This window comes from Aquabacterium sp. (assembly GCF_050725395.1).
Classification (GTDB): domain Bacteria; phylum Pseudomonadota; class Gammaproteobacteria; order Burkholderiales; family Burkholderiaceae_C; genus Aquabacterium.
The window spans coordinates 161,819-179,369 of the sequence record NZ_JBOHHL010000002.1; the positions used below are offsets into that span (position 1 = coordinate 161,819).

The following is a 17,551-nucleotide window of genomic DNA, read 5'->3' on the forward strand; positions in this document are numbered from 1 at the left end:
GTCAATGCGCCCCCAGGAGGGTGTTGCGCGTGGCCACGCCCGCGAAACCGCTGCCGGCGCCCAGGGTCAAGACCGAACTGACGCCCACGGGCAGTTGCTGATTGCCAACGGTTTGCGCATTGACCACGGTGCAGGGCTGGGGCGCGATCCCGATGCAAAAGTAAAGCTGCCATTGCTCGACCCCTTTGAGCATCGTCAGGGTCCCGGCCTCGTCGCCTTTCAGCTGCTCGGCCTGTTTCCACTGGTCTTCAAGGTCGCCGACGAGCCGGACACCCCGCCCCGCCCAACGCTCCCAGCGCCCGTCCCGCAGGCTCCAGGCGATCACCTGAACGCCGCCGCCCGGCGCTTCACGCAGCAGGCGAAGGCGGTTGCCGCTGAAAAGGAAGGCCCGCTGGCCCTGGGCCGAGCTGGGGTTGATGGTCGGCATGTCGATCGCGGCGGTCATGTCGGCATCCCACTGGGTCATCACCGATTGCAGGCGCAAGGTGCGTTTCAGCTTGCCCTCGGCGATCTCGCGGGCGCGGCTGATGCCGTCCATGCCCTTGAACGCCGTGGCGGCCATCACCGACAGGATCACCAAAGCGACCAGCACCTCGATGAGCGTGAAGCCCCTGGACCTGCGTTGGGTGGTCATGGCTTGGGCACCACCGTGACCACGCGCGACACCATCTGGCCCTCTTCGTCCAGCACCTTCACCTCGACGGACCTGAAATTGGGATTGGCGCTGGCCCGCACGACCTGCTTGCCTTTGAACTCCCGGCCCAATTGCTGGCAGTTGAACTGGCTTTCACCAATGTTGGGGAATTTGGCATTGACCTTCAAATCGAAAAACTGGTTCTCGACGCACCATTGGCCCATCGTCAGATCGGCCACCCGCTGAGCGTTCAAGGTCAGGCCACCCGCCGCCTTGATGCCGGCCGACAAGGTGATCGCCACGATGGCCAAGGCCACCAGGACCTCGATCAGGGTCATGCCAAGCTGACGGGGATCAAGCAGGCGCACGCGGTTCTCCGTCGTCATCGTCCTCAGGCGCACCCGTGATCACGTGGAACGGGCTGAGTCCATCCGTGCCAATGATGATCTGACGGTCTTCCAGACGCAAGATGATGCTTTGCGCGCCGATCACGGGCTCGGGGCCCAGCACGATGGTTTTTCGGGAGCCGATGCCGCCAATGCCGTTGACGACCTCGGCCTTGATCTCGGGCGCATCCCATTTGAGGGGCGGCATGAAGGCTTCGGGCAAGCCAATGAATTGGTATTGGTCGCCCCGGCTGTTGGGTTCTGGCAACCACTGGATGGTCATGGCCCCGGCCCGCGCCTGGACCCGCGCCGATTCCAGGATGGCCGTGAGGCGGGCGGCTTCACGCTCCAGGCGTGTCGAAGAGGGATCGGGCACCGCGAAAGCCACGACGGCCGTGGTGATCGCGATCAAGGCGACCACGACCATGAGTTCGAGCAGGGTGAAGCCGCGTGCAGGACGCGGCCCATGAGCGCAGGAAAGTGGCAACTTACTGCCAGGATCCGATGTCGGCATCCTTGCCTTCACCACCGCTTTGGCCATCCGCGCCAAAGCTGAAAACATCGACCGTGCCCTTCACGCCTGGATTGACGTATTGGTAGTTCGCGCCCCAGGGGTCGTTGGGCAGCTTTTCAAGGTAGGGCTTCCAGTTGGGGGGAATCGGCGAAGCGGTGGGCTTGGCCACGAGGGCCTGCAGGCCTTGCTCCGCCGTCGGGTAGCGCTGGTTGTCCAGCCTGTAAAGCTTGAGGGCCTGCATCAGGTTGCTGACGTCGGTTTTGGCCGCCGTGACGCGGGCATCGTCGGCGCGCTCCAGAACATTGGGCACGATCAGGGCGGCCAGCAGACCGATGATCACCAGCACGACCATCAGTTCGATCAGGGTGAAGCCCCGAGAGAGGGCCCGGGCCGCGCCTTGGAGGCGGTGCTGGGTGGGTCGAGCGAACATCTTCATCATGCGCAGATCCGTGTGGTGACTTGACTGAAAGAGAGAGTCCGGAACGCCAGAGAGGTTCCCCGGCACGAACGAGGTCGCAAGCATGCCCGAGCTTGGGGGACAAGCTATGCGGGATCAACCCGAGGTGTTGCGGCCTGTTTTCACGCTTCGGAGCGATCAACAGGGATGATAATGGCCAGATCATGGCATCTCGCATCCTCGCCCTCCTGATTTGGGCCGCCGTCGCGGCCAGCCTGGCCTATTGGGGCCTGCGCTGGCTTGCCCAGGCCACGCCCGTCCCCCCCAATGCCACGGCGGTGTCCCTGGACAGCGCCGCGCGGGGCGATCTGCGCAAGCTGTTGACCGGCCCGCCCACGGCCGACCCCGCGCAACCCGACCCGAGCGCCGCCTCGGTGTTGGCCGGACGCATCAAGCTCGTCGGCGTGGTGGCCCCCCGCCACGAAGGCGACCAGGGTGGTCTGGCGCTGTTGTCCGTCGATGGCAAACCGCCCCGCGCCGTGCGCGCCGGCGCCACCGTGGATGGCGAGATGGTGCTCCTGGCCGTCAGCCAGCGCGGCGCCGAAATCGGCCCTGCCGCGGGCCCCGCCGCCGTCAAGCTCGACCTGCCACTGCTGCCCGGTGCTGCCACGGGCTCGCTGCCCCCGCCATCGGGTTTCAGCACCGGCGAACCGGCCGCCCCACCTCAACAAATGCCCGGCGCGGTGCCCGACATCAATTCGGGCATGGCCGGCTCTCCGGAAGGCATGCCCCAGCAGCAACCGCCCCCCAGCCAGTTCAACAACGCGAACCGCCCTCAGCGGCCGGTTCGTCCGGGCGGCAACCGCCCACTCTGACCAACGACGCGTCCGCGCTCAGCGCAGGAACAAGCGGTAGACCGGGTTGCGCGTTTCATCCACGTACCCATACCCCAGGGCATCCAGCAAAGGCTTGATGGCCTTGGTGTCCTGCTTGGGCACTTGCAGACCCACCAGGATCCGGCCAAAGTCGGCGCCCTGGTTGCGGTAGTGGAACAGGCTGATGTTCCACCCCGGTGGCAAACTGGTCAGAAACTTCATCAGGGCGCCAGGCCGCTCGGGGAACTCGAAGCGGAACAGCCGCTCGCCCTCGGCCAGGCCTGAACGGCCACCCACCATGTGGCGGATGTGCGTCTTGGCCAACTCGTCCTGGGTCAGGTCGACCGCGGCGAAACCGTGCGCCTCGAACTCCTGCGCCAGGCGGCCTGATTCGCCCTTGCCCTTGATGCTCACGCCCAGGAAGACGTGCGCCTGCTGCTCGTCCGAGATCCGGTAGTTGAACTCGGTGACGCTGCGCGGGCCGATCAATTCGCAGAAGCGCTTGAAGGAGCCCCGCTCCTCCGGGATGGTCACGGCCAAGAGGGCCTCGCGCTGCTCGCCCACCTCGGCGCGCTCGGCCACGAAACGCAGCCGGTCGAAATTCATGTTCGCGCCGCAGTTGATGGCGACGTAGGTGCGGCCTTCGCCGCCGTGGCGGGCCGCGTACTGCTTCAAGCCCGCCACGCCCATCGCGCCCGAGGGCTCGACGATGGAGCGCGTGTCCTGGTAGATGTCCTTGATGGCGGCGCAGACCTCGTCGGTGGTCACGACCACGAACTCGTCGACCAGCTCGCGGGCCAGGCGCAGGGTTTCTTCGCCGACCAGCTTGACCGCCGTGCCATCGGCGAACAGGCCGACGTCGGCCAGGGTGATGCGCTTGCCGGCCTTGACTGATTTGGCCATGGCATCGGAATCGTTGGTCTGCACACCGATGACCTTGATCTCCGGGCGCACCGCCTTGATGTAGGCGGCCACGCCGCTGATGAGGCCGCCGCCGCCGATGGCCACGAACACGGCGTCGATGGGACCGGCATGCTGGCGCAGGATCTCCATGGCCACGGTGCCCTGGCCAGCGATCACGTCCGGATCGTCGAAGGGGTGGACGAAGGTCAGGCCTTTCTTCTGCTCCAGCGCCTTGGCGTGCAAGGCCGCGTCGGAATAGCTGTCGCCGTGCAGCACGATCTGCACGTTCTCGCCGCCAAAACTGGCCACCGCGTCGATCTTGACCTGCGGCGTGGTCACCGGCATCACGATGATGGCCTGGCAGCCCAGGCGCCGCGCGCCCATGGCCACGCCCTGCGCGTGGTTGCCTGCCGAAGCGCAGATCACGCCCTTGGCCAGGGCCTTGGGCGGCAGCTTGGCCATCTTGTTGTAGGCGCCGCGCAGCTTGAAGCTGAACACGGGCTGCTTGTCTTCTCGCTTGAAGAAGACGTGGTGGCCCAGTCGCCTGGACAGGCTGCGCGCTTCGTCCAGGGGGCTTTCAATCGCCACGTCGTAGACCCGGCTGGTCAGGATCTTCTGAAGGTAGTCCTGCACGCTCAGGGCGGTGGTCTTGACGTTGGGCTTGGCGGCGGCGCGCGCGGTGGACATCGTGGGGTCTCCGTGGGATAGCCCTACAGTCTAGGGCAATGCCCGCGCGGCTCGCCACCCCCCATCTCCTGGCGCCAATAAGCAGATTGGGTTTGTCGAAGGCGAATGGCCCGCTTTTCCAGCGCCCCGGGCATCAGCCGTGGCAGGCCCGACCTGATCAGCAGGGGCAAAAAGGTCAGCACCGGGTACCAGGGCCAGGCCAAAGGCAAGCCCAGGTGGCCCATGCCCTCCCGGCCCACGAACCAGCGGACCAGGCTGAGGTGGCGCGCCTTGTCGAAACGCCCTCGCCATGCCTTGCCCCACCGGTAGTGGCGGTGCAGCGGCTCGTCCATCAAGGCTTGCCCCAAAGCGGCGCTGCTGTCGTCGGGGGGCGCCTGGCTGAGGAGGTTGCCGTAAAGGGAGACGCGGCCTTGCATCTCGTCGTCGCACAGCCAGGCGTTGTCGACGCCCATCAACCAGCCGATGTAGCGCCACAGGTGCATGACGGCGCGGGCGTCTGCCGACGTCACCACGAAACCCGTGGTGCGCAGGGCCAGCAACTGCACCACGCTGAAAGCCAGGTAGGTGGCCTGCAAGTCGAGCTGGTTGATGGGCAGGCCGAAGCTGGCCGCATCCCAGCTGGGGCGCTGGCGAACGTTTTGCCGCACCAGCGCGTGCATCACGCGCACGTGCATCGTGGCTTTCCACCCTGGACCATGGGGCACCATGCCGCCATCGGCCGTGCAATCGAGCCACCAGGAGGTGGTCTCGGACACGCGCCGCTGCGCGCCCCGGCTCAAGGCCCCGGTTTGCACCAAGGTCTGGTTGATCGCCGAGGCTTGGTAGCCCGCCATCAAACCCGCATCGCGCAAGACCCGCATGCCGTGCAAACCGGTGCTTTGCAGGAAACGCGCGCCATGCGCCATCAAGGCCGGATTCACCCACTCCGGAACCGTCTGGGCATGCTCGATGAGGCGGCGCAGGGCTGGCGGCGTGTCGTCGCCCGCGGACACCCCCTCCGCCATGGCCCGCTGCAGGCGGCCGCGCGCTTCGCTCATGCCTTCCGCATGCAGCCAACGGGCCACCTCGTCTGCCAGGGGGTCGCCTTCCCACAGGGCCGCGCCCATCCTGGCCCAGGTGGCCTCGTTGGGCTCGCAGTGGCCTGGAATCATCCATTTCAGGCGCGCGGCCATGCGGCGGCTGACGGCCAGGTCGGCGCCATGGCGGCTGGGGGGCGTGGCTGGCATGGACGCCACGGCGGACAAGGAGGGTTGAGACAACATCGACAGCGCTTTCGGACACGACACGGTTTGTCGATGGTGGCGCGCCGGCGCCGGCACGTCATTGACCGCAGACACCCGCGGAGTGGCCGCACAAGCCACCGCCAGGCCGCTAACATCGGTGACCCATGAGCAACGCAGCTTCTCCACCACCACCTTCAGACGCCTTGGCCAGCGCCGGCTTCAGCGCCTCTTTCGCCCGCGTGGTCGCCGACTACGTGCAGGCACAGGACCAGGATGCCCAGCCCATCCTCGACATCCTGGCCCTGCCGGCCTCACCCGCCCATGACGAGGATCGGCGTGTTTCGGCCCGGCGCTTGAGCCAGGCCTTGGCCAAGGCGGCCCACCTCCTTGGGGACGAGCACATCGGCCTGCACGTGGCCGGCCTGGTGCGCCCGACCCATTTGGGTTCGCTGGGCTACGCCCTCATGAGCTGCACCGTGGGGGGCGATGGCCTGGCCTTGTTCGCGCAGTTGCAAAGCCTGCTCTGCACCGAAATCCGCGGGCACTTCAACGTGGTGGGCCCGCACCTGGAGGCCCGCCACGAAGCCCTGAGCCCCTTGCCTGACGACTACCATTTCTGGTCTTTCTTCACCGCATCGCGCCTGGGTTTCGCACGTTGGGTGTCAGGCCGCGACCTGGTGCCCGCGCTGGTCGAGCTGCCTTGCGAGCCGCCCGCGAACACGCGCCCTTTCCAGGTTTTCACGGGTGGGCCGGTGAACTTCCGGGCCGCGCAATGCCGGGAGTTGATGCCGGCCGACTGGCTGGGCTGGACCAACCCGAATGCCGACCCGCCCATCCACGACCTCATGAGTGCCATGGCCCGGCGCCAATGGCAGGCCCGGGCCCAGGACGCGGACGCCTTGAAAGCCCAGCTCCAGCAAGCCATCCTGCTGGCATTGGACCGGGGCGAGAGCCCCACGCTGGAGGTCGTGTGCGCGGAGTTGACCAGCCGTGGTTTCGGTGGCGGTCCGGTCCGTCATGTGCAACGCCAGTTGGCGGCCCAAGGCCTGAACTTCAAAGGCTTGCTTGAATCAGCCCGCAAAGAGCGCGCCTTGATGCAATTGCGGCTGACCGGCTTGCCCCTGGCCCAGATCGCGGCCGAAGCCGGCTACGCCGAGACCAGTTCTTTCCACCGGGCCGTGCGCCGCTGGACCGGGATGACGCCCCTGGCCGTGCGCGAAGCCGGCATGGGCCGGGCGCCATCGCCATGAAAAAAGCCCGCACGGTGGCGGGCTTTTCGAAGGAGAAGGAATCTTCTCAAATCACTTCTTGCGCAAGCGTTGAAGGGCCGCCAACTGGGCAACCATGATCTGCAGTTCGCTCTGGGCCTTGGCCAGGTCCAGGTCGCCTTTGGCGTTCTGAACGGCTTCTTGGGCCAGGCGCTTGGCTTCGTTGGCCTTGGACTCGTCCAGGTCCTTGCCGCGGATGGCCGTGTCGGCCAGCACGGTCACGGTGCCAGGCTGCACTTCCAAGATGCCGCCAGCCACGAAGACGAACTCTTCTTCGTTGTTGTCGGCGCGCTGGATGCGCACGGCGCCAGCCTTGATGCGGGTGATCAGGGGCGTGTGACGGGGCAGGATGCCAAGCTCGCCGGACTCACCGGGCAGCGACACCAACGTGGCTTCGCCGGAGAAGATCGACTCTTCTGCCGAAACAACGTCAACGTGAATGGTGGTGGACATAACGGGCTTTCTCGAAGGGGTGAATCGGATCGGGGATCGTCAACAAGCGGGAACGGGGTTGCCCCCTCCCTGCTTATTGCATGCCCTTGGCCTTTTCAACGGCTTCGTCGATGGTACCGACCATGTAGAACGCTTGTTCCGGCAGGCTGTCGTATTCGCCAGCCACGATGCCCTTGAACCCACGGATGGTTTCAGACAGGGGCACGTACTTGCCGGGCGAACCCGTGAACACTTCAGCGACGTGGAAAGGCTGCGACAGGAAGCGCTGGATCTTGCGAGCGCGCGACACGATCAGCTTGTCTTCAGGTGCCAGCTCGTCCATGCCCAGAATGGCAATGATGTCGCGCAGTTCCTTGTAGCGTTGCAGCGTGCCTTGCACGGCGCGGGCCGTGTTGTAGTGCTCTTCGCCCACCACGTTCGGGTCCAGCTGACGCGAGGTCGAGTCCAGCGGGTCCACGGCGGGGTAGATGCCCAGCGAAGCGATGTCACGCGACAGCACCACGGTGGAATCCAAGTGGGCGAAGGTCGTGGCAGGCGACGGGTCGGTCAAGTCATCCGCAGGGACGTACACGGCCTGGATGGAAGTGATCGAACCGACCTTGGTCGAGGTGATGCGCTCTTGCAGGCGGCCCATTTCTTCGGCCAGCGTCGGTTGGTAGCCCACGGCGGAAGGCATGCGGCCCAGCAGTGCGGACACTTCGGTGCCGGCCAGGGTGTAGCGGTAGATGTTGTCCACGAAGAACAGCACGTCCTTGCCTTCGTCACGGAAGGACTCGGCGATCGTCAGGCCGGTCAGCGCCACGCGCAGGCGGTTGCCTGGGGGTTCGTTCATCTGGCCGTAGACCATGGCGACCTTGGACTCGCCCAGGTTCTCCAGGTTCACGACGCCGGAATCGGCCATCTCGTGATAGAAGTCGTTGCCCTCACGGGTACGCTCGCCCACACCAGCGAACACCGACAGACCGCTGTGGGCCTTGGCGATGTTGTTGATGAGTTCCATCATGTTCACGGTCTTGCCGACGCCGGCGCCACCGAACAGACCCACCTTGCCGCCCTTGGCGAACGGGCACACCAGGTCGATCACCTTGATGCCGGTTTCGAGCAGCTGTTGCGAAGGCGACAGCTCGTCGTACGCGGGAGCCTTGCGGTGGATGGAGGCGGTTTGCGCCTGGTCCACGGGACCACGCTCGTCGATGGGCGCGCCCAGCACGTCCATGATGCGGCCCAGGGTCGCGGGACCCACGGGCACGGTGATCGCCGCCTTGGTGTTGTACACCATGATGCCGCGGCGCAGGCCGTCGGACGAGCCCAGCGCAATGGTACGCACCACGCCGTCGCCCAGCAGTTGCTGGACTTCCAGGGTCAGTGCCGAACCGTCCATCTTCAAGGCGTCATACACCTTGGGCATCTGGTCGCGGGGAAACTCCACGTCCACCACGGCGCCAATGCACTGAACGACCTTACCTACAGCTTGAGTGTCAGCCATTTTGGTTCCTTCAATCAATTAAATCTGGGTCAGACCGCAGCCGCACCGGCCACGATTTCGGACAATTCTTTGGTGATCGCCGCCTGGCGGGTCTTGTTGTAGATGAGCTTGAGCTCAGCGATCACAGAACCAGCGTTGTCGGTTGCGGACTTCATGGCCACCATGCGCGCCGATTGCTCGGACGCCATGTTCTCGGCCACGGCCTGGAAGATCAGCGCCTCGACGTAGCGAATCAGCAGGTCATCGATCACCGACTTGGCATCGGGTTCGTAGATGTAATCCCACTGATGGGCAGGCTCGGAAGCCAACGTCTCGGCTTTCAAGGGCAGCAACTGTTCGACCAGGGCTTCCTGCTTCATCGTGTTGATGAAGCGGGTGTAGCAGATCTGAACCGAAGCCAGCTCGCCCGCCGCGTAGGCGTCGAGCAGCACCTTGACGGGACCGATCAGCTTGTCGAGGTGAGGCGTGTCACCCAACTGGGTCACGTGGGCCACCACCTTGGCGCCGATGCGGTTGGCAAAGCCGAAGCCTTTGTTGCCAATGGCCACGATCTCGGCAGACTTGCCTTGCGCGTCCAGCTCTTTCAGCGTCGTCGTCACACCACGCAGCACGTTGGTGTTGAGGCCACCGCACAGGCCCTTGTCCGTGGTCACCACGATCAACCCGACCTTCTTGGCGCCGGTGTTGGCGATTTGGAAGGGGTGGATGTACTCGGGGTTGGCCTTGGACAAGTGCGCTGCGATGTTGCGCACCTTTTCAGCGTAAGGGCGGGCGGAACGCATGCGTTCCTGCGCCTTGCGCATCTTCGAAGCCGCGACCATTTCCATGGCCTTGGTGATCTTCTTGGTGTTCTCTACGCTCTTGATCTTGCCGCGTATTTCCTTGCCTGCCGCCATGGCGTGCTCCTAATCAGGCGAACGACTTCTTGAACGCGACGATGGCAGACTGAAGCTCGGCTTCAGCGTCCTTGTCGAGAGCCTTGGTCTGTTCGAGTTTGGCCAACAGGGCAGCGTGGCTGGTCTTGAGGAACTGGTGCAGGCCAGATTCAAAAGCCAGGATCTTCTTGACGTCGACGTTGTCCATGTAGCCCTTGTTCACGGCGAACAGAGTGGCGCCCATCAAGGAGATCGGCAGCGGCGAGTACTGAGCCTGCTTGAGCAGTTCGGTCACGCGGGCACCGCGGTCCAGTTGCTTGCGGGTGGCTTCGTCCAGGTCGGAAGCGAACTGCGCGAAGGCAGCCAGTTCACGGTACTGGGCCAAGTCGGTACGGATACCACCGGACAGGTTCTTGATCAGCTTGGTCTGGGCAGCACCACCGACGCGCGACACCGAGATACCGGCGTTGATGGCGGGGCGGATACCGGCATTGAACAGCGACGTTTCCAGGAAGATCTGGCCATCGGTGATCGAGATCACGTTGGTGGGCACGAAGGCCGACACGTCACCGGCTTGCGTTTCGATGATGGGCAGTGCCGTCAGCGAACCCGTCTTGCCCTTGACTTCACCCTTGGTGAAGGCTTCGACGTAGTCGGCGTTCACGCGGGCTGCACGTTCCAGCAGGCGCGAGTGGATGTAGAACACGTCGCCAGGGAAGGCTTCGCGACCGGGGGGGCGGCGCAGCAGCAGCGACACTTGGCGGTAAGCCACGGCTTGCTTGGACAGGTCGTCGTACACGATCAGGGCGTCTTCGCCGCGGTCGCGGAAGTACTCGCCCATCGCGCAACCCGAGTAGGGAGACACGAACTGCATGGCGGCAGATTCGGAAGCCGAAGCGGCCACGATGATGGTGTATTCCAGGGCGCCGGCGTTTTCCAGGGCGCGCACCACGTTCTTGATCGACGAAGCCTTCTGGCCGATCGCGACGTAGATGCAGGTGACGCCTTGGCCCTTCTGGCTGATGATGGCGTCGATCGCGACGGCGGTCTTGCCGGTCTGGCGGTCGCCAATGATCAGCTCGCGCTGGCCACGGCCCACGGGCACCATCGAGTCGATGGACTTCAGGCCGGTCTGCAGAGGCTGCGACACGGATTCACGGGCGATCACGCCAGGGGCGATCTTCTCGATGGGCGAGGTGACCTTGGCGTTGATGGGGCCCTTGCCGTCGATCGGCTGACCGAGGGCGTTGACCACGCGGCCGATCAGTTCGGGGCCCACGGGCACTTCCAGGATGCGGCCCGTGCACTTCACGGTGTCGCCTTCGGAGATGTGCTCGTACTCGCCCAGGATCACGGCGCCGACGGAGTCGCGCTCGAGGTTCAGGGCCAGGCCGAAGGTCGGGGTGCCGCTGGCGGTGGCTGGGAATTCCAGCATTTCGCCCTGCATCACATTGGACAGGCCATGGACACGGACGATACCGTCGGTCACCGACAGAACGGTGCCTTGGTTGCTGAGGTCCGTCGAGGTGCTCAAGCCCTCGATGCGGCTTTTGATCAGTTCAGAAATTTCGGCGGGATTCAATTGCATGCTTAGCTCCCAGTTGGGTCAATCTGTCTCAAGTGCACACCTGAGACAACCCGACGGATAAGGTCGATCCAGTTGTGTCGATGCGGCGCGGCGCGATCAGGCGGTCAAGGCGGCCTTCATGCGTTCCAGTCGGGCTTTGACCGAGGTGTCCAGGGCTTCGTCACCGACGACCACACGGATGCCACCGATCAATTCGGGCTCGACTTCCACGGTGGCGACCAGCTTGCGGCCAAAGCGCTTTTCGAGCGCGCTGACCACGTTGGTGAGCTGAGCCTGGTCCAGCGGATAAGCGCTGAAGATCTTGGCGTCAGATACACCGGAACTGGCGTTCACCAAGGCGTGAAACTGCCCGATGATTTCAGGCAACGCTGCCAGACGGCCGTTGTCGATCAGCACATGCAGGAAGTTCTGCAGTTGCGGATCAAGCGGCTGGTTGGCGGCGGCCGTCAACACATCGAACACCTGCGTGGGCAGGGTCTTGGGGTTGTCGGCGAACGCACGCAGCTGAGCATCAGCCGCGACGTTGGCCAGCGCCTCCACCTGCCCAGTCCAGCTTTTCAGATCACCTTTGCGGGCGACCTGAAAAAGGGCTTCGGCATAGGGGCGCGCGATGGTTGCCAGCTCAGCCATGGTCAGAGCTCCGTCTGCAGGCGGGCCAACAGGTCGGCGTGAACGCCAACGTTGACTTCCTTTTGCAGGATCTGCTCGGCGCCCTTGACGGCCAGCGTGGCCACTTGTTCGCGCAACGCTTCACGGGCCCGGATCACTTGCTGCTCGGCCTCGGCCTTGGCAGCAGCGATGATCTTGGCGCCTTCGTCTTCGGCGCGCTTTTTCGCGTCGTCGACGATGGCCTGGGCACGCTTTTCAGCGTCGGCGATGCGCTTCGTGCTCTCTTCGCGGGTCTGGGCGAGTTGCTCCTCGACACGCTTGTTGGTCACGGCCAGTTCGGACTTGGCTTTGTCAGCCGCAGCCAGACCGTCCGCGATCTTGCGAGCACGTTCGTCCAGGGCCTTGGTCAAAGGCGGCCAGATGAAGCGCGTGGTGAACCACACCAGGATCGCAAAGACGATGGCCTGGAGGAAGAGTGTTGCGTTGATATTCACGGCGCGAGCCTTTCAGTCGTGAAAGGTTCGGGGTGACTCAAGCCAGCACGAACGGGTTGGCGAAAGCAAACAGCAGGGCAATGGCCACGCCGATCAGGAAGGCAGCGTCGATCAGACCAGCCAAAATGAACATCTTGGTTTGCAGTTCGTTGATCAGCTCAGGTTGACGAGCCGACGACTCGAGGAACTTGCCGCCCATCAAAGCGATACCGATCGAAGCGCCGATAGCGCCCAGACCAACGATGATGCCGCATGCCAGTGCCACGAGACCGAGAACATGTTCCATGATGACTCCTAAGTAGAAAAATGAAAGAGAACGAAAGGGAAAGGGAAAACCGGAAAAACGACGACAGATCGATCAGTGATGATCGTGTGCCTGACCCACGTAGATCAGCGTCAGCATCATGAAGATGAAGGCTTGCAGCGTGATCACGAGGATGTGGAACAGGGTCCAGATGGTGCCGGCGGCCACGTGGCCGATGCCCAGCCAGAAGTAACCTTCGGTCGGGTTGAACTGCCAGGACCAGACGCCACCCATCAAGGCGATCAGCATGAACACCAGTTCGCCAGCGAACATGTTGCCGAACAACCGCATGCCGTGCGAGACGGTCTTGGCGGTGAATTCGATCAGCTGCATCAGGAAGTTGATGGGGTACAGCAGGAAGTGGTCACCGAAAGGCGCGGCCACGAGTTCGTGGGACCAGCCTCCGACGCCCTTGATCTTGATGTTGTAGAACAGGCAGATCAGCAGCACGCTGGACGACAGGCCCAGGGTGGTGGACAGGTCGGCCGTGGGCACGACGCGGAAATACTGGTCGTAGCCCAGCGCAGGACCTGCGTGGTGCCAGGCTTGCGGCAGCAGGTCGACCGGCAGCATGTCCATGAAGTTCATCAGGAAGATCCAGACGAACACGGTCAGGGCCAGGGGCGCGACGATCTTGCGGCTGTTGGCGTTCTTGATGATGCCCTTGGCCTGGTTGTCGACCATTTCGAACAGCATCTCGATGGCGGCCTGCGCACGGCCAGGCACACCGGAGGTGGCGCGGCGCGCGATCGACCACAGCAGGAACGAACCGATCACACCGATGAGCAGCGACCAGAACAGGGAGTCGATGTTGAAGACGGTGAAGTCGACAATCTTGGCCTGCTTGACATTTGCCCAGTCGAAGTTCTTTTGCAAGTGCTGCAAGTGGTGCGTGATGTAACCACTGGCGGTCAGGGCGTGCTCTTCTTGTCCTTCAGCTGCCATCGTTGATCTCAGTTAGCGGTTGTCGCTCGCGACGTTTTTCTTCACCCGACCTTGCATGAACAAGGCCAGCCAATTCAGCTTGATGCACACAACCAGGGCCACCAGAAAGGCAGGCCAGCTCAATTGCGGCACCACTTTGATGGCGGCCACCAGCATGATGACTGCCACACCTATCTTCACAAACTCCCACAGCATGAAGCCGAAGACGGCCACACCGGGATTGATCGCAGACACCTGCCGGCCCATTCCGTAGGCGAACAGCGCACCAGGCACCACCACGCAGGCCGCACCGTATAACGCTGACCAAACCACATTGCTGCGGTACCCACCAAGCCACCAGGACACCAAAGCGAGCAACACGCCCGCCAGCACCTGGATTCCAAGCACCCGCCACAAGGACACGACCGGCTGCCGGGCCTTCAGGGCCGCGACTTCATCGCGAGTCCATGGCCTGATCGGAGGTTCCGAATCCTCGTTGGAGTCTTCAAAGACTTCCTCGATTTTTCGGCTGTCATCCAAGGCTGACGAGTTCATGGTGTCGACAAAACCTAAAGATTATACGCGCTTACTTATGTTGAATCCAGTCTTACGTCATACACAAGACAAGAACCCCTCAAGCGCGGGTCGAACCACACTGGATCAGTAGCGGCTGATCGCCCCATCCAGGTCGACGCGGAAGTAGTGCGCCCCGGGCAGTGGGTTGAAGTAATAAGGCTCGGTGGGCTCGAAGCCCAGGCTGCTGTAGAGCTCCCGGGCCGCCTCCATGTCGCTGAGGGTGTCCACGAACATGGTGCCGAAGCCGGACTCGCGCGCTCGGTGCATCAAGGTCTCCACCAGCATCCGCCCCAAGCCGAAACCGCGGAAGGCAGGACGCACGTACAGGCGTTTCATTTCGCAGGCATTGGCCACGTCCACATCGGCCAGGGCCCGAAGGGCGCAACACCCAGCCACCGCGTCATCGACCGTGGCAAGCAGGAAGACTTCATCGGCGCCCGAATAGCTCCCCGCCAGGTCGGCCAGTTCGCCCTCGAAAGATTGGAAAGCGAGGTCCACCCCCAGGGAGGCGCCGTACTCGGCCAGGATGTCGGCGGCGTGCTCCCAGTCTTGTTGAGTTTGCGCGGCGCACAGGAAAATTGAGGGGGTGTAAGCATCCATGTGTGATGGTCAGTGTATATCGGACAACCCCCTCGATTGGGGGGTCTCCTCGGGCAAGCCCCATGCCGAATTTTGGACAAGAGCGGCATCCTGATCAACAGGCAAGTAATTGCAACATTTTGTTTCCCAGCCGACCCCACACACCTCCGCCATCGGGGAGGTTGCCGGGTTTGTTGTCCTGACCCTGGGCGCCCCGGTGGAGTGATTTTTATGTCCGCAGCAATCAAAAAAGAGAAGGTGAGCACCTTCTTCAGGCCCATCAGCTCCGTGACGGTCACCAACATCAAGCAGATGTACGACCTGTACGCGAAGTACTACGAGAACACCTCGCTCGACGTCTTCCTGAGCGACTTGTCCAAGAAGTCTGGCGTGATCCTCGTGACACGCGCCGTGGACGACCAGATCGTGGGCTTCTCGACCCAGACTTTTTTCGACCTGAAGGTCGACGGCAAGCGCGTGCGCGGCATCTTCAGCGGCGACACGATCATCGAGCAAGCCTACTGGGGCAACAACGCCCTGGCCAACACCTTCTACCGCCGCCTGATCATCGAGCGTCTGAAGCGCCCCTTCGTGCCGTTCTACTGGTTCCTCATCTCCAAGGGTTACAAGACCTATTTGCTGATGACGAACAACTTCTACAACTACTACCCGAACGTGAATGGCAAGGACGACCAGTACCGCCGCGTCACCGAGGCGTATTGCCAGCAGCTGTTCCCCGATGCCTTCGACCGCGAGAAGATGCTGCTGGACTTCGGCGAAAGCTATGTGCGCCTGAAAGGCGACGTGGCCTCGATCACGCCCGAACTGGTGGCCGCCAACCCGCACATCGCCTTCTTCGAGAAGGTGAACCCGAGCTGGCGCCGTGGCACCGAGGTGCCTTGCCTGGCCGCCTGCGATTACGAAAGCCTGTTCCGCTCCATCGTCGACGTGCCATGGAAGTGGATCAAGAAGCACATCCTGGGCACGCACCGCCCGGAAGGTCTGGAACTGGCCAAGCGCCAGGCCGGAGCCTCATCGAACAGCGACAGGAACACATGGCTGGACGTGGACGCCGACGAGGCGATCGAGCGGACCAAGGCCTCCTGACATGGGGGCCAGTCATACCCTAGGACACCACCTTCTCAAACTGCTGGTCGCTCCAGGCCGGCGCCGTTTTGAACGGCATCTTGGCGAACTGGAATCCATCCAGCGCGCCAGGCTGTCGCGTTGGTTGTCGGCCGCCTCGCGGTCACCTGAAGGCCAGAAGCGCGGCATCCGCGCGGACTGGTCCTGGGAAGAGTTCGCGCGCCAGCAGCCGGTCACCGCCTACAGCGACTACGCCGACCTGCTGCTGCAGCAACGCGAGCGCAAGCAGAGCTTGCTGATCGATTCGCCGGTGATGCGCTACCAGCCCACCAGCGGCTCGACCTCGGCGGTGAAGTGGATCCCCTACACCAAGATGTTCCTGGACGAGCTGGACCAGGTGATCACGGCCTGGGTGGGCGACCTGTACCGCCAGTTCCCCGGGCAGGCCAATGGCACGCACTATTGGTCGCTGTCGTGGATCCCCACCGACATGCGCAGCCAGACCGCTGGCGACATCAACGACGACATGAAGATGCTGTCCTGGGGCAAGCGATTGCTGGCCTACTTGACGCAAGCCGCGCCGCAAGAGATTGCGCTGGCCGAGACCTCGGACGATTCGCTGTTCGCCACACTGGCCTACCTGGTGGCCGACGAGGCGCTGGGCTTCATCTCGGTGTGGAGCCCCACCTTCGGCCTGGGCCTGCTGGAGCAGATGGGCCGCTGGCGCGAGGAGCTGGCCGATGCCTTGTCGCGCGGCCACTGGGGCGCACGCACTTCGCACATGGCCGGCCTGCCGTGCCCGCAGTCGCCACGTGCCGCGCAACTGCTGCGCGAGTGGAATGGCGCGATGAACGCCGAGTTCTTCGCCAAGCTGTGGCCGCAACTGGCCGTGCTCAGCGCGTGGGACACGGCCGCCGCAGCTCCCTGGGCCCAGAAGCTCAAGTCGCTGATGCCGCACGCCAACTTCCAGGGCAAGGGCTTGTGGGCCACCGAAGGCGTCGTGACCTTTCCCTTCCAGGGCCGGTACCCGCTGTCCTACCTGAGCCACTTCTACGAGTTCCAGGACGCGCAGGACGGCCGCGTGCTGGCCCCATGGCAACTGCGCGAAGGCCAGGACGTGATTCCCATCATGACCACTGGCAGCGGTTTCTCGCGCTACAAGATGAGCGACGTGATCCGGGTCGATGGCCACCTGGGCCAGGTGCCCTGCTTCACCTTCCTGGGCCGCAACGACGGCGTGGACCTGGTGGGCGAGAAGATCAGCGCCACCACGGCGCAACAGGTGCAGGACGGCCTGCTGATGGGCAATGCCTTGCCCGTGACCCTGCTGGCCCTGGACCACAGCACGCACCAGTCGCCCGGCTACGTGCTGCTGGTGGAATGCGCGCCCGAGGTCGACCGCGATGCGCTGCAGCAGTCGCTGTCCATCCAGCTTGAGAAGGCGCTGCAAGGCAACTTCCATTACAAGCTCGCGCGCGAGCTGGGCCAGTTGCAACCCGCCGCCTGCATCGCCCTGCCCCACATGCGCGAGATCTACCTCGACCAGTGCCGTGTGCGCGGCATGATCGAAGGCAACATCAAGATCGAACCGCTGCGCCATTGGCGTGGAGAAGTGCCGGCCGTGCTGCGCGACGTGCTGGACGCGGTCACCATCTGAGCGCTGCGACGCGCTGATCTGCTTCAGAATCCA

General features: G+C 63.8%; 20 protein-coding genes. 4 read left to right on the forward strand and 16 right to left on the reverse strand.

The window, feature by feature from the left end:
• Window position 1: 1 nt before the first annotated feature.
• The 4 genes from ACREB4_RS02105 to gspG are packed head-to-tail and all read right to left on the reverse strand — an operon-like array spanning window position 2 to window position 1,973.
• On the reverse strand, window positions 2–634 hold the full coding sequence (locus ACREB4_RS02105; RefSeq protein ID WP_431586536.1) for a PulJ/GspJ family protein: 633 nt from the start codon (window positions 632–634) through the stop codon (window positions 2–4).
• Window positions 631–1,020, reverse strand: a complete 390-nt coding sequence (gene gspI / locus ACREB4_RS02110) for a type II secretion system minor pseudopilin GspI (protein ID WP_431586537.1) — start codon at window positions 1,018–1,020, stop codon at window positions 631–633. Before gspI ends, ACREB4_RS02105 begins: the two co-directional genes overlap by 4 nt.
• A complete protein-coding gene (locus ACREB4_RS02115; protein ID WP_431586538.1) occupies window positions 989–1,507 on the reverse strand; it encodes a pilus assembly FimT family protein in 519 nt (172 codons plus the stop codon). Before ACREB4_RS02115 ends, gspI begins: the two co-directional genes overlap by 32 nt.
• A 1-nt stretch (window position 1,508) precedes the next feature.
• Window positions 1,509–1,973, reverse strand: coding sequence for a type II secretion system major pseudopilin GspG (gene gspG, locus ACREB4_RS02120; protein ID WP_431586539.1), 465 nt, complete (start codon window positions 1,971–1,973; stop codon window positions 1,509–1,511).
• A 182-nt stretch (window positions 1,974–2,155) separates the two neighbouring features.
• Here gspG and ACREB4_RS02125 point away from each other — a divergent pair, with 182 nt between their 5' ends.
• The gene (locus ACREB4_RS02125; protein ID WP_431586540.1) at window positions 2,156–2,806 is read left to right on the forward strand and encodes a hypothetical protein; all 651 of its coding nucleotides are present in this window, start codon (window positions 2,156–2,158) and stop codon (window positions 2,804–2,806) included.
• An 18-nt stretch (window positions 2,807–2,824) separates the two neighbouring features.
• On the opposite strand, the gene ilvA is transcribed toward ACREB4_RS02125, so the two are convergent.
• A complete protein-coding gene (ilvA, locus tag ACREB4_RS02130) occupies window positions 2,825–4,396 on the reverse strand; it encodes a threonine ammonia-lyase, biosynthetic (RefSeq protein ID WP_431586541.1) in 1,572 nt (523 codons plus the stop codon).
• Window positions 4,397–4,419: 23 nt separating this feature from the next.
• Window positions 4,420–5,658 (reverse strand): oxygenase MpaB family protein, encoded by a 1,239-nt coding sequence (locus tag ACREB4_RS02135; RefSeq protein WP_431586542.1) that lies wholly within the window; start codon window positions 5,656–5,658, stop codon window positions 4,420–4,422.
• A 125-nt stretch (window positions 5,659–5,783) separates the two neighbouring features.
• On the opposite strand from ACREB4_RS02135, the gene ACREB4_RS02140 reads away from it, so the two are divergent.
• Window positions 5,784–6,869, forward strand: coding sequence for an AraC family transcriptional regulator ligand-binding domain-containing protein (locus tag ACREB4_RS02140; protein WP_431586543.1), 1,086 nt, complete (start codon window positions 5,784–5,786; stop codon window positions 6,867–6,869).
• A gap of 51 nt (window positions 6,870–6,920) precedes the next feature.
• Here ACREB4_RS02140 and ACREB4_RS02145 read toward each other — a convergent pair whose 3' ends face one another.
• From ACREB4_RS02145 to ACREB4_RS02190, 10 genes are all read right to left on the reverse strand, one after another.
• Window positions 6,921–7,340, reverse strand: a complete 420-nt coding sequence (locus tag ACREB4_RS02145) for a F0F1 ATP synthase subunit epsilon (protein WP_431586544.1) — start codon at window positions 7,338–7,340, stop codon at window positions 6,921–6,923.
• 73 nt (window positions 7,341–7,413) lie between these two features.
• On the reverse strand, window positions 7,414–8,826 hold the full coding sequence (atpD, locus tag ACREB4_RS02150; protein WP_431586545.1) for a F0F1 ATP synthase subunit beta: 1,413 nt from the start codon (window positions 8,824–8,826) through the stop codon (window positions 7,414–7,416).
• Between the two features lie 29 nt (window positions 8,827–8,855).
• Window positions 8,856–9,722, reverse strand: coding sequence for a F0F1 ATP synthase subunit gamma (gene atpG / locus ACREB4_RS02155; protein WP_431586546.1), 867 nt, complete (start codon window positions 9,720–9,722; stop codon window positions 8,856–8,858).
• A 13-nt stretch (window positions 9,723–9,735) separates the two neighbouring features.
• Window positions 9,736–11,289, reverse strand: coding sequence for a F0F1 ATP synthase subunit alpha (atpA, locus tag ACREB4_RS02160; RefSeq protein WP_431586547.1), 1,554 nt, complete (start codon window positions 11,287–11,289; stop codon window positions 9,736–9,738).
• 96 nt (window positions 11,290–11,385) lie between these two features.
• Entirely contained in the window at window positions 11,386–11,919 is a 534-nt protein-coding gene (locus tag ACREB4_RS02165) for a F0F1 ATP synthase subunit delta (RefSeq protein ID WP_431586548.1), read from the reverse strand.
• Window positions 11,920–11,921: 2 nt separating this feature from the next.
• On the reverse strand, window positions 11,922–12,392 hold the full coding sequence (locus ACREB4_RS02170; RefSeq protein ID WP_431586549.1) for a F0F1 ATP synthase subunit B: 471 nt from the start codon (window positions 12,390–12,392) through the stop codon (window positions 11,922–11,924).
• A gap of 37 nt (window positions 12,393–12,429) precedes the next feature.
• The gene (gene atpE / locus ACREB4_RS02175) at window positions 12,430–12,678 is read right to left on the reverse strand and encodes a F0F1 ATP synthase subunit C (RefSeq protein ID WP_230180239.1); all 249 of its coding nucleotides are present in this window, start codon (window positions 12,676–12,678) and stop codon (window positions 12,430–12,432) included.
• A 72-nt stretch (window positions 12,679–12,750) separates the two neighbouring features.
• Entirely contained in the window at window positions 12,751–13,641 is an 891-nt protein-coding gene (gene atpB, locus ACREB4_RS02180; protein WP_431586550.1) for a F0F1 ATP synthase subunit A, read from the reverse strand.
• Window positions 13,642–13,653: 12 nt separating this feature from the next.
• On the reverse strand, window positions 13,654–14,175 hold the full coding sequence (locus ACREB4_RS02185; protein ID WP_431586551.1) for an ATP synthase subunit I: 522 nt from the start codon (window positions 14,173–14,175) through the stop codon (window positions 13,654–13,656).
• Between the two features lie 105 nt (window positions 14,176–14,280).
• Window positions 14,281–14,796, reverse strand: coding sequence for a GNAT family N-acetyltransferase (locus tag ACREB4_RS02190; RefSeq protein WP_431586552.1), 516 nt, complete (start codon window positions 14,794–14,796; stop codon window positions 14,281–14,283).
• A 210-nt stretch (window positions 14,797–15,006) separates the two neighbouring features.
• On the opposite strand from ACREB4_RS02190, the gene ACREB4_RS02195 reads away from it, so the two are divergent.
• Both ACREB4_RS02195 and ACREB4_RS02200 read left to right on the forward strand, forming a co-directional pair.
• Complete coding sequence (locus ACREB4_RS02195; RefSeq protein WP_431586553.1) at window positions 15,007–15,882, forward strand: hypothetical protein; 876 nt, start codon at window positions 15,007–15,009, stop codon at window positions 15,880–15,882.
• Between the two features lies 1 nt (window position 15,883).
• Window positions 15,884–17,518, forward strand: a complete 1,635-nt coding sequence (locus ACREB4_RS02200) for a GH3 family domain-containing protein (protein ID WP_431586554.1) — start codon at window positions 15,884–15,886, stop codon at window positions 17,516–17,518.
• Window positions 17,519–17,551 lie beyond the last annotated feature (33 nt).

Bases quoted from the DNA above. Each gene is read 5' to 3' on its own strand.
- ACREB4_RS02105 (WP_431586536.1), bottom strand. From the start codon at position 634: ATGACCACCCAACGCAGGTCCAGGGGCTTCACGCTCATCGAGGTGCTG.
- gspI (WP_431586537.1), bottom strand. From the start codon at position 1,020: ATGACGACGGAGAACCGCGTGCGCCTGCTTGATCCCCGTCAGCTTGGC.
- gspG (WP_431586539.1), bottom strand. From the start codon at position 1,973: ATGATGAAGATGTTCGCTCGACCCACCCAGCACCGCCTCCAAGGCGCG.
- ACREB4_RS02125 (WP_431586540.1), top strand. From the start codon at position 2,156: ATGGCATCTCGCATCCTCGCCCTCCTGATTTGGGCCGCCGTCGCGGCC.
- ilvA (WP_431586541.1), bottom strand. From the start codon at position 4,396: ATGTCCACCGCGCGCGCCGCCGCCAAGCCCAACGTCAAGACCACCGCC.
- ACREB4_RS02135 (WP_431586542.1), bottom strand. From the start codon at position 5,658: ATGTTGTCTCAACCCTCCTTGTCCGCCGTGGCGTCCATGCCAGCCACG.
- ACREB4_RS02140 (WP_431586543.1), top strand. From the start codon at position 5,784: ATGAGCAACGCAGCTTCTCCACCACCACCTTCAGACGCCTTGGCCAGC.
- ACREB4_RS02145 (WP_431586544.1), bottom strand. From the start codon at position 7,340: ATGTCCACCACCATTCACGTTGACGTTGTTTCGGCAGAAGAGTCGATC.
- atpD (WP_431586545.1), bottom strand. From the start codon at position 8,826: ATGGCTGACACTCAAGCTGTAGGTAAGGTCGTTCAGTGCATTGGCGCC.
- atpG (WP_431586546.1), bottom strand. From the start codon at position 9,722: ATGGCGGCAGGCAAGGAAATACGCGGCAAGATCAAGAGCGTAGAGAAC.
- atpA (WP_431586547.1), bottom strand. From the start codon at position 11,289: ATGCAATTGAATCCCGCCGAAATTTCTGAACTGATCAAAAGCCGCATC.
- ACREB4_RS02165 (WP_431586548.1), bottom strand. From the start codon at position 11,919: ATGGCTGAGCTGGCAACCATCGCGCGCCCCTATGCCGAAGCCCTTTTT.
- atpE (WP_230180239.1), bottom strand. From the start codon at position 12,678: ATGGAACATGTTCTCGGTCTCGTGGCACTGGCATGCGGCATCATCGTT.
- atpB (WP_431586550.1), bottom strand. From the start codon at position 13,641: ATGGCAGCTGAAGGACAAGAAGAGCACGCCCTGACCGCCAGTGGTTAC.
- ACREB4_RS02185 (WP_431586551.1), bottom strand. From the start codon at position 14,175: ATGAACTCGTCAGCCTTGGATGACAGCCGAAAAATCGAGGAAGTCTTT.
- ACREB4_RS02190 (WP_431586552.1), bottom strand. From the start codon at position 14,796: ATGGATGCTTACACCCCCTCAATTTTCCTGTGCGCCGCGCAAACTCAA.
- ACREB4_RS02195 (WP_431586553.1), top strand. From the start codon at position 15,007: ATGTCCGCAGCAATCAAAAAAGAGAAGGTGAGCACCTTCTTCAGGCCC.
- ACREB4_RS02200 (WP_431586554.1), top strand. From the start codon at position 15,884: ATGGGGGCCAGTCATACCCTAGGACACCACCTTCTCAAACTGCTGGTC.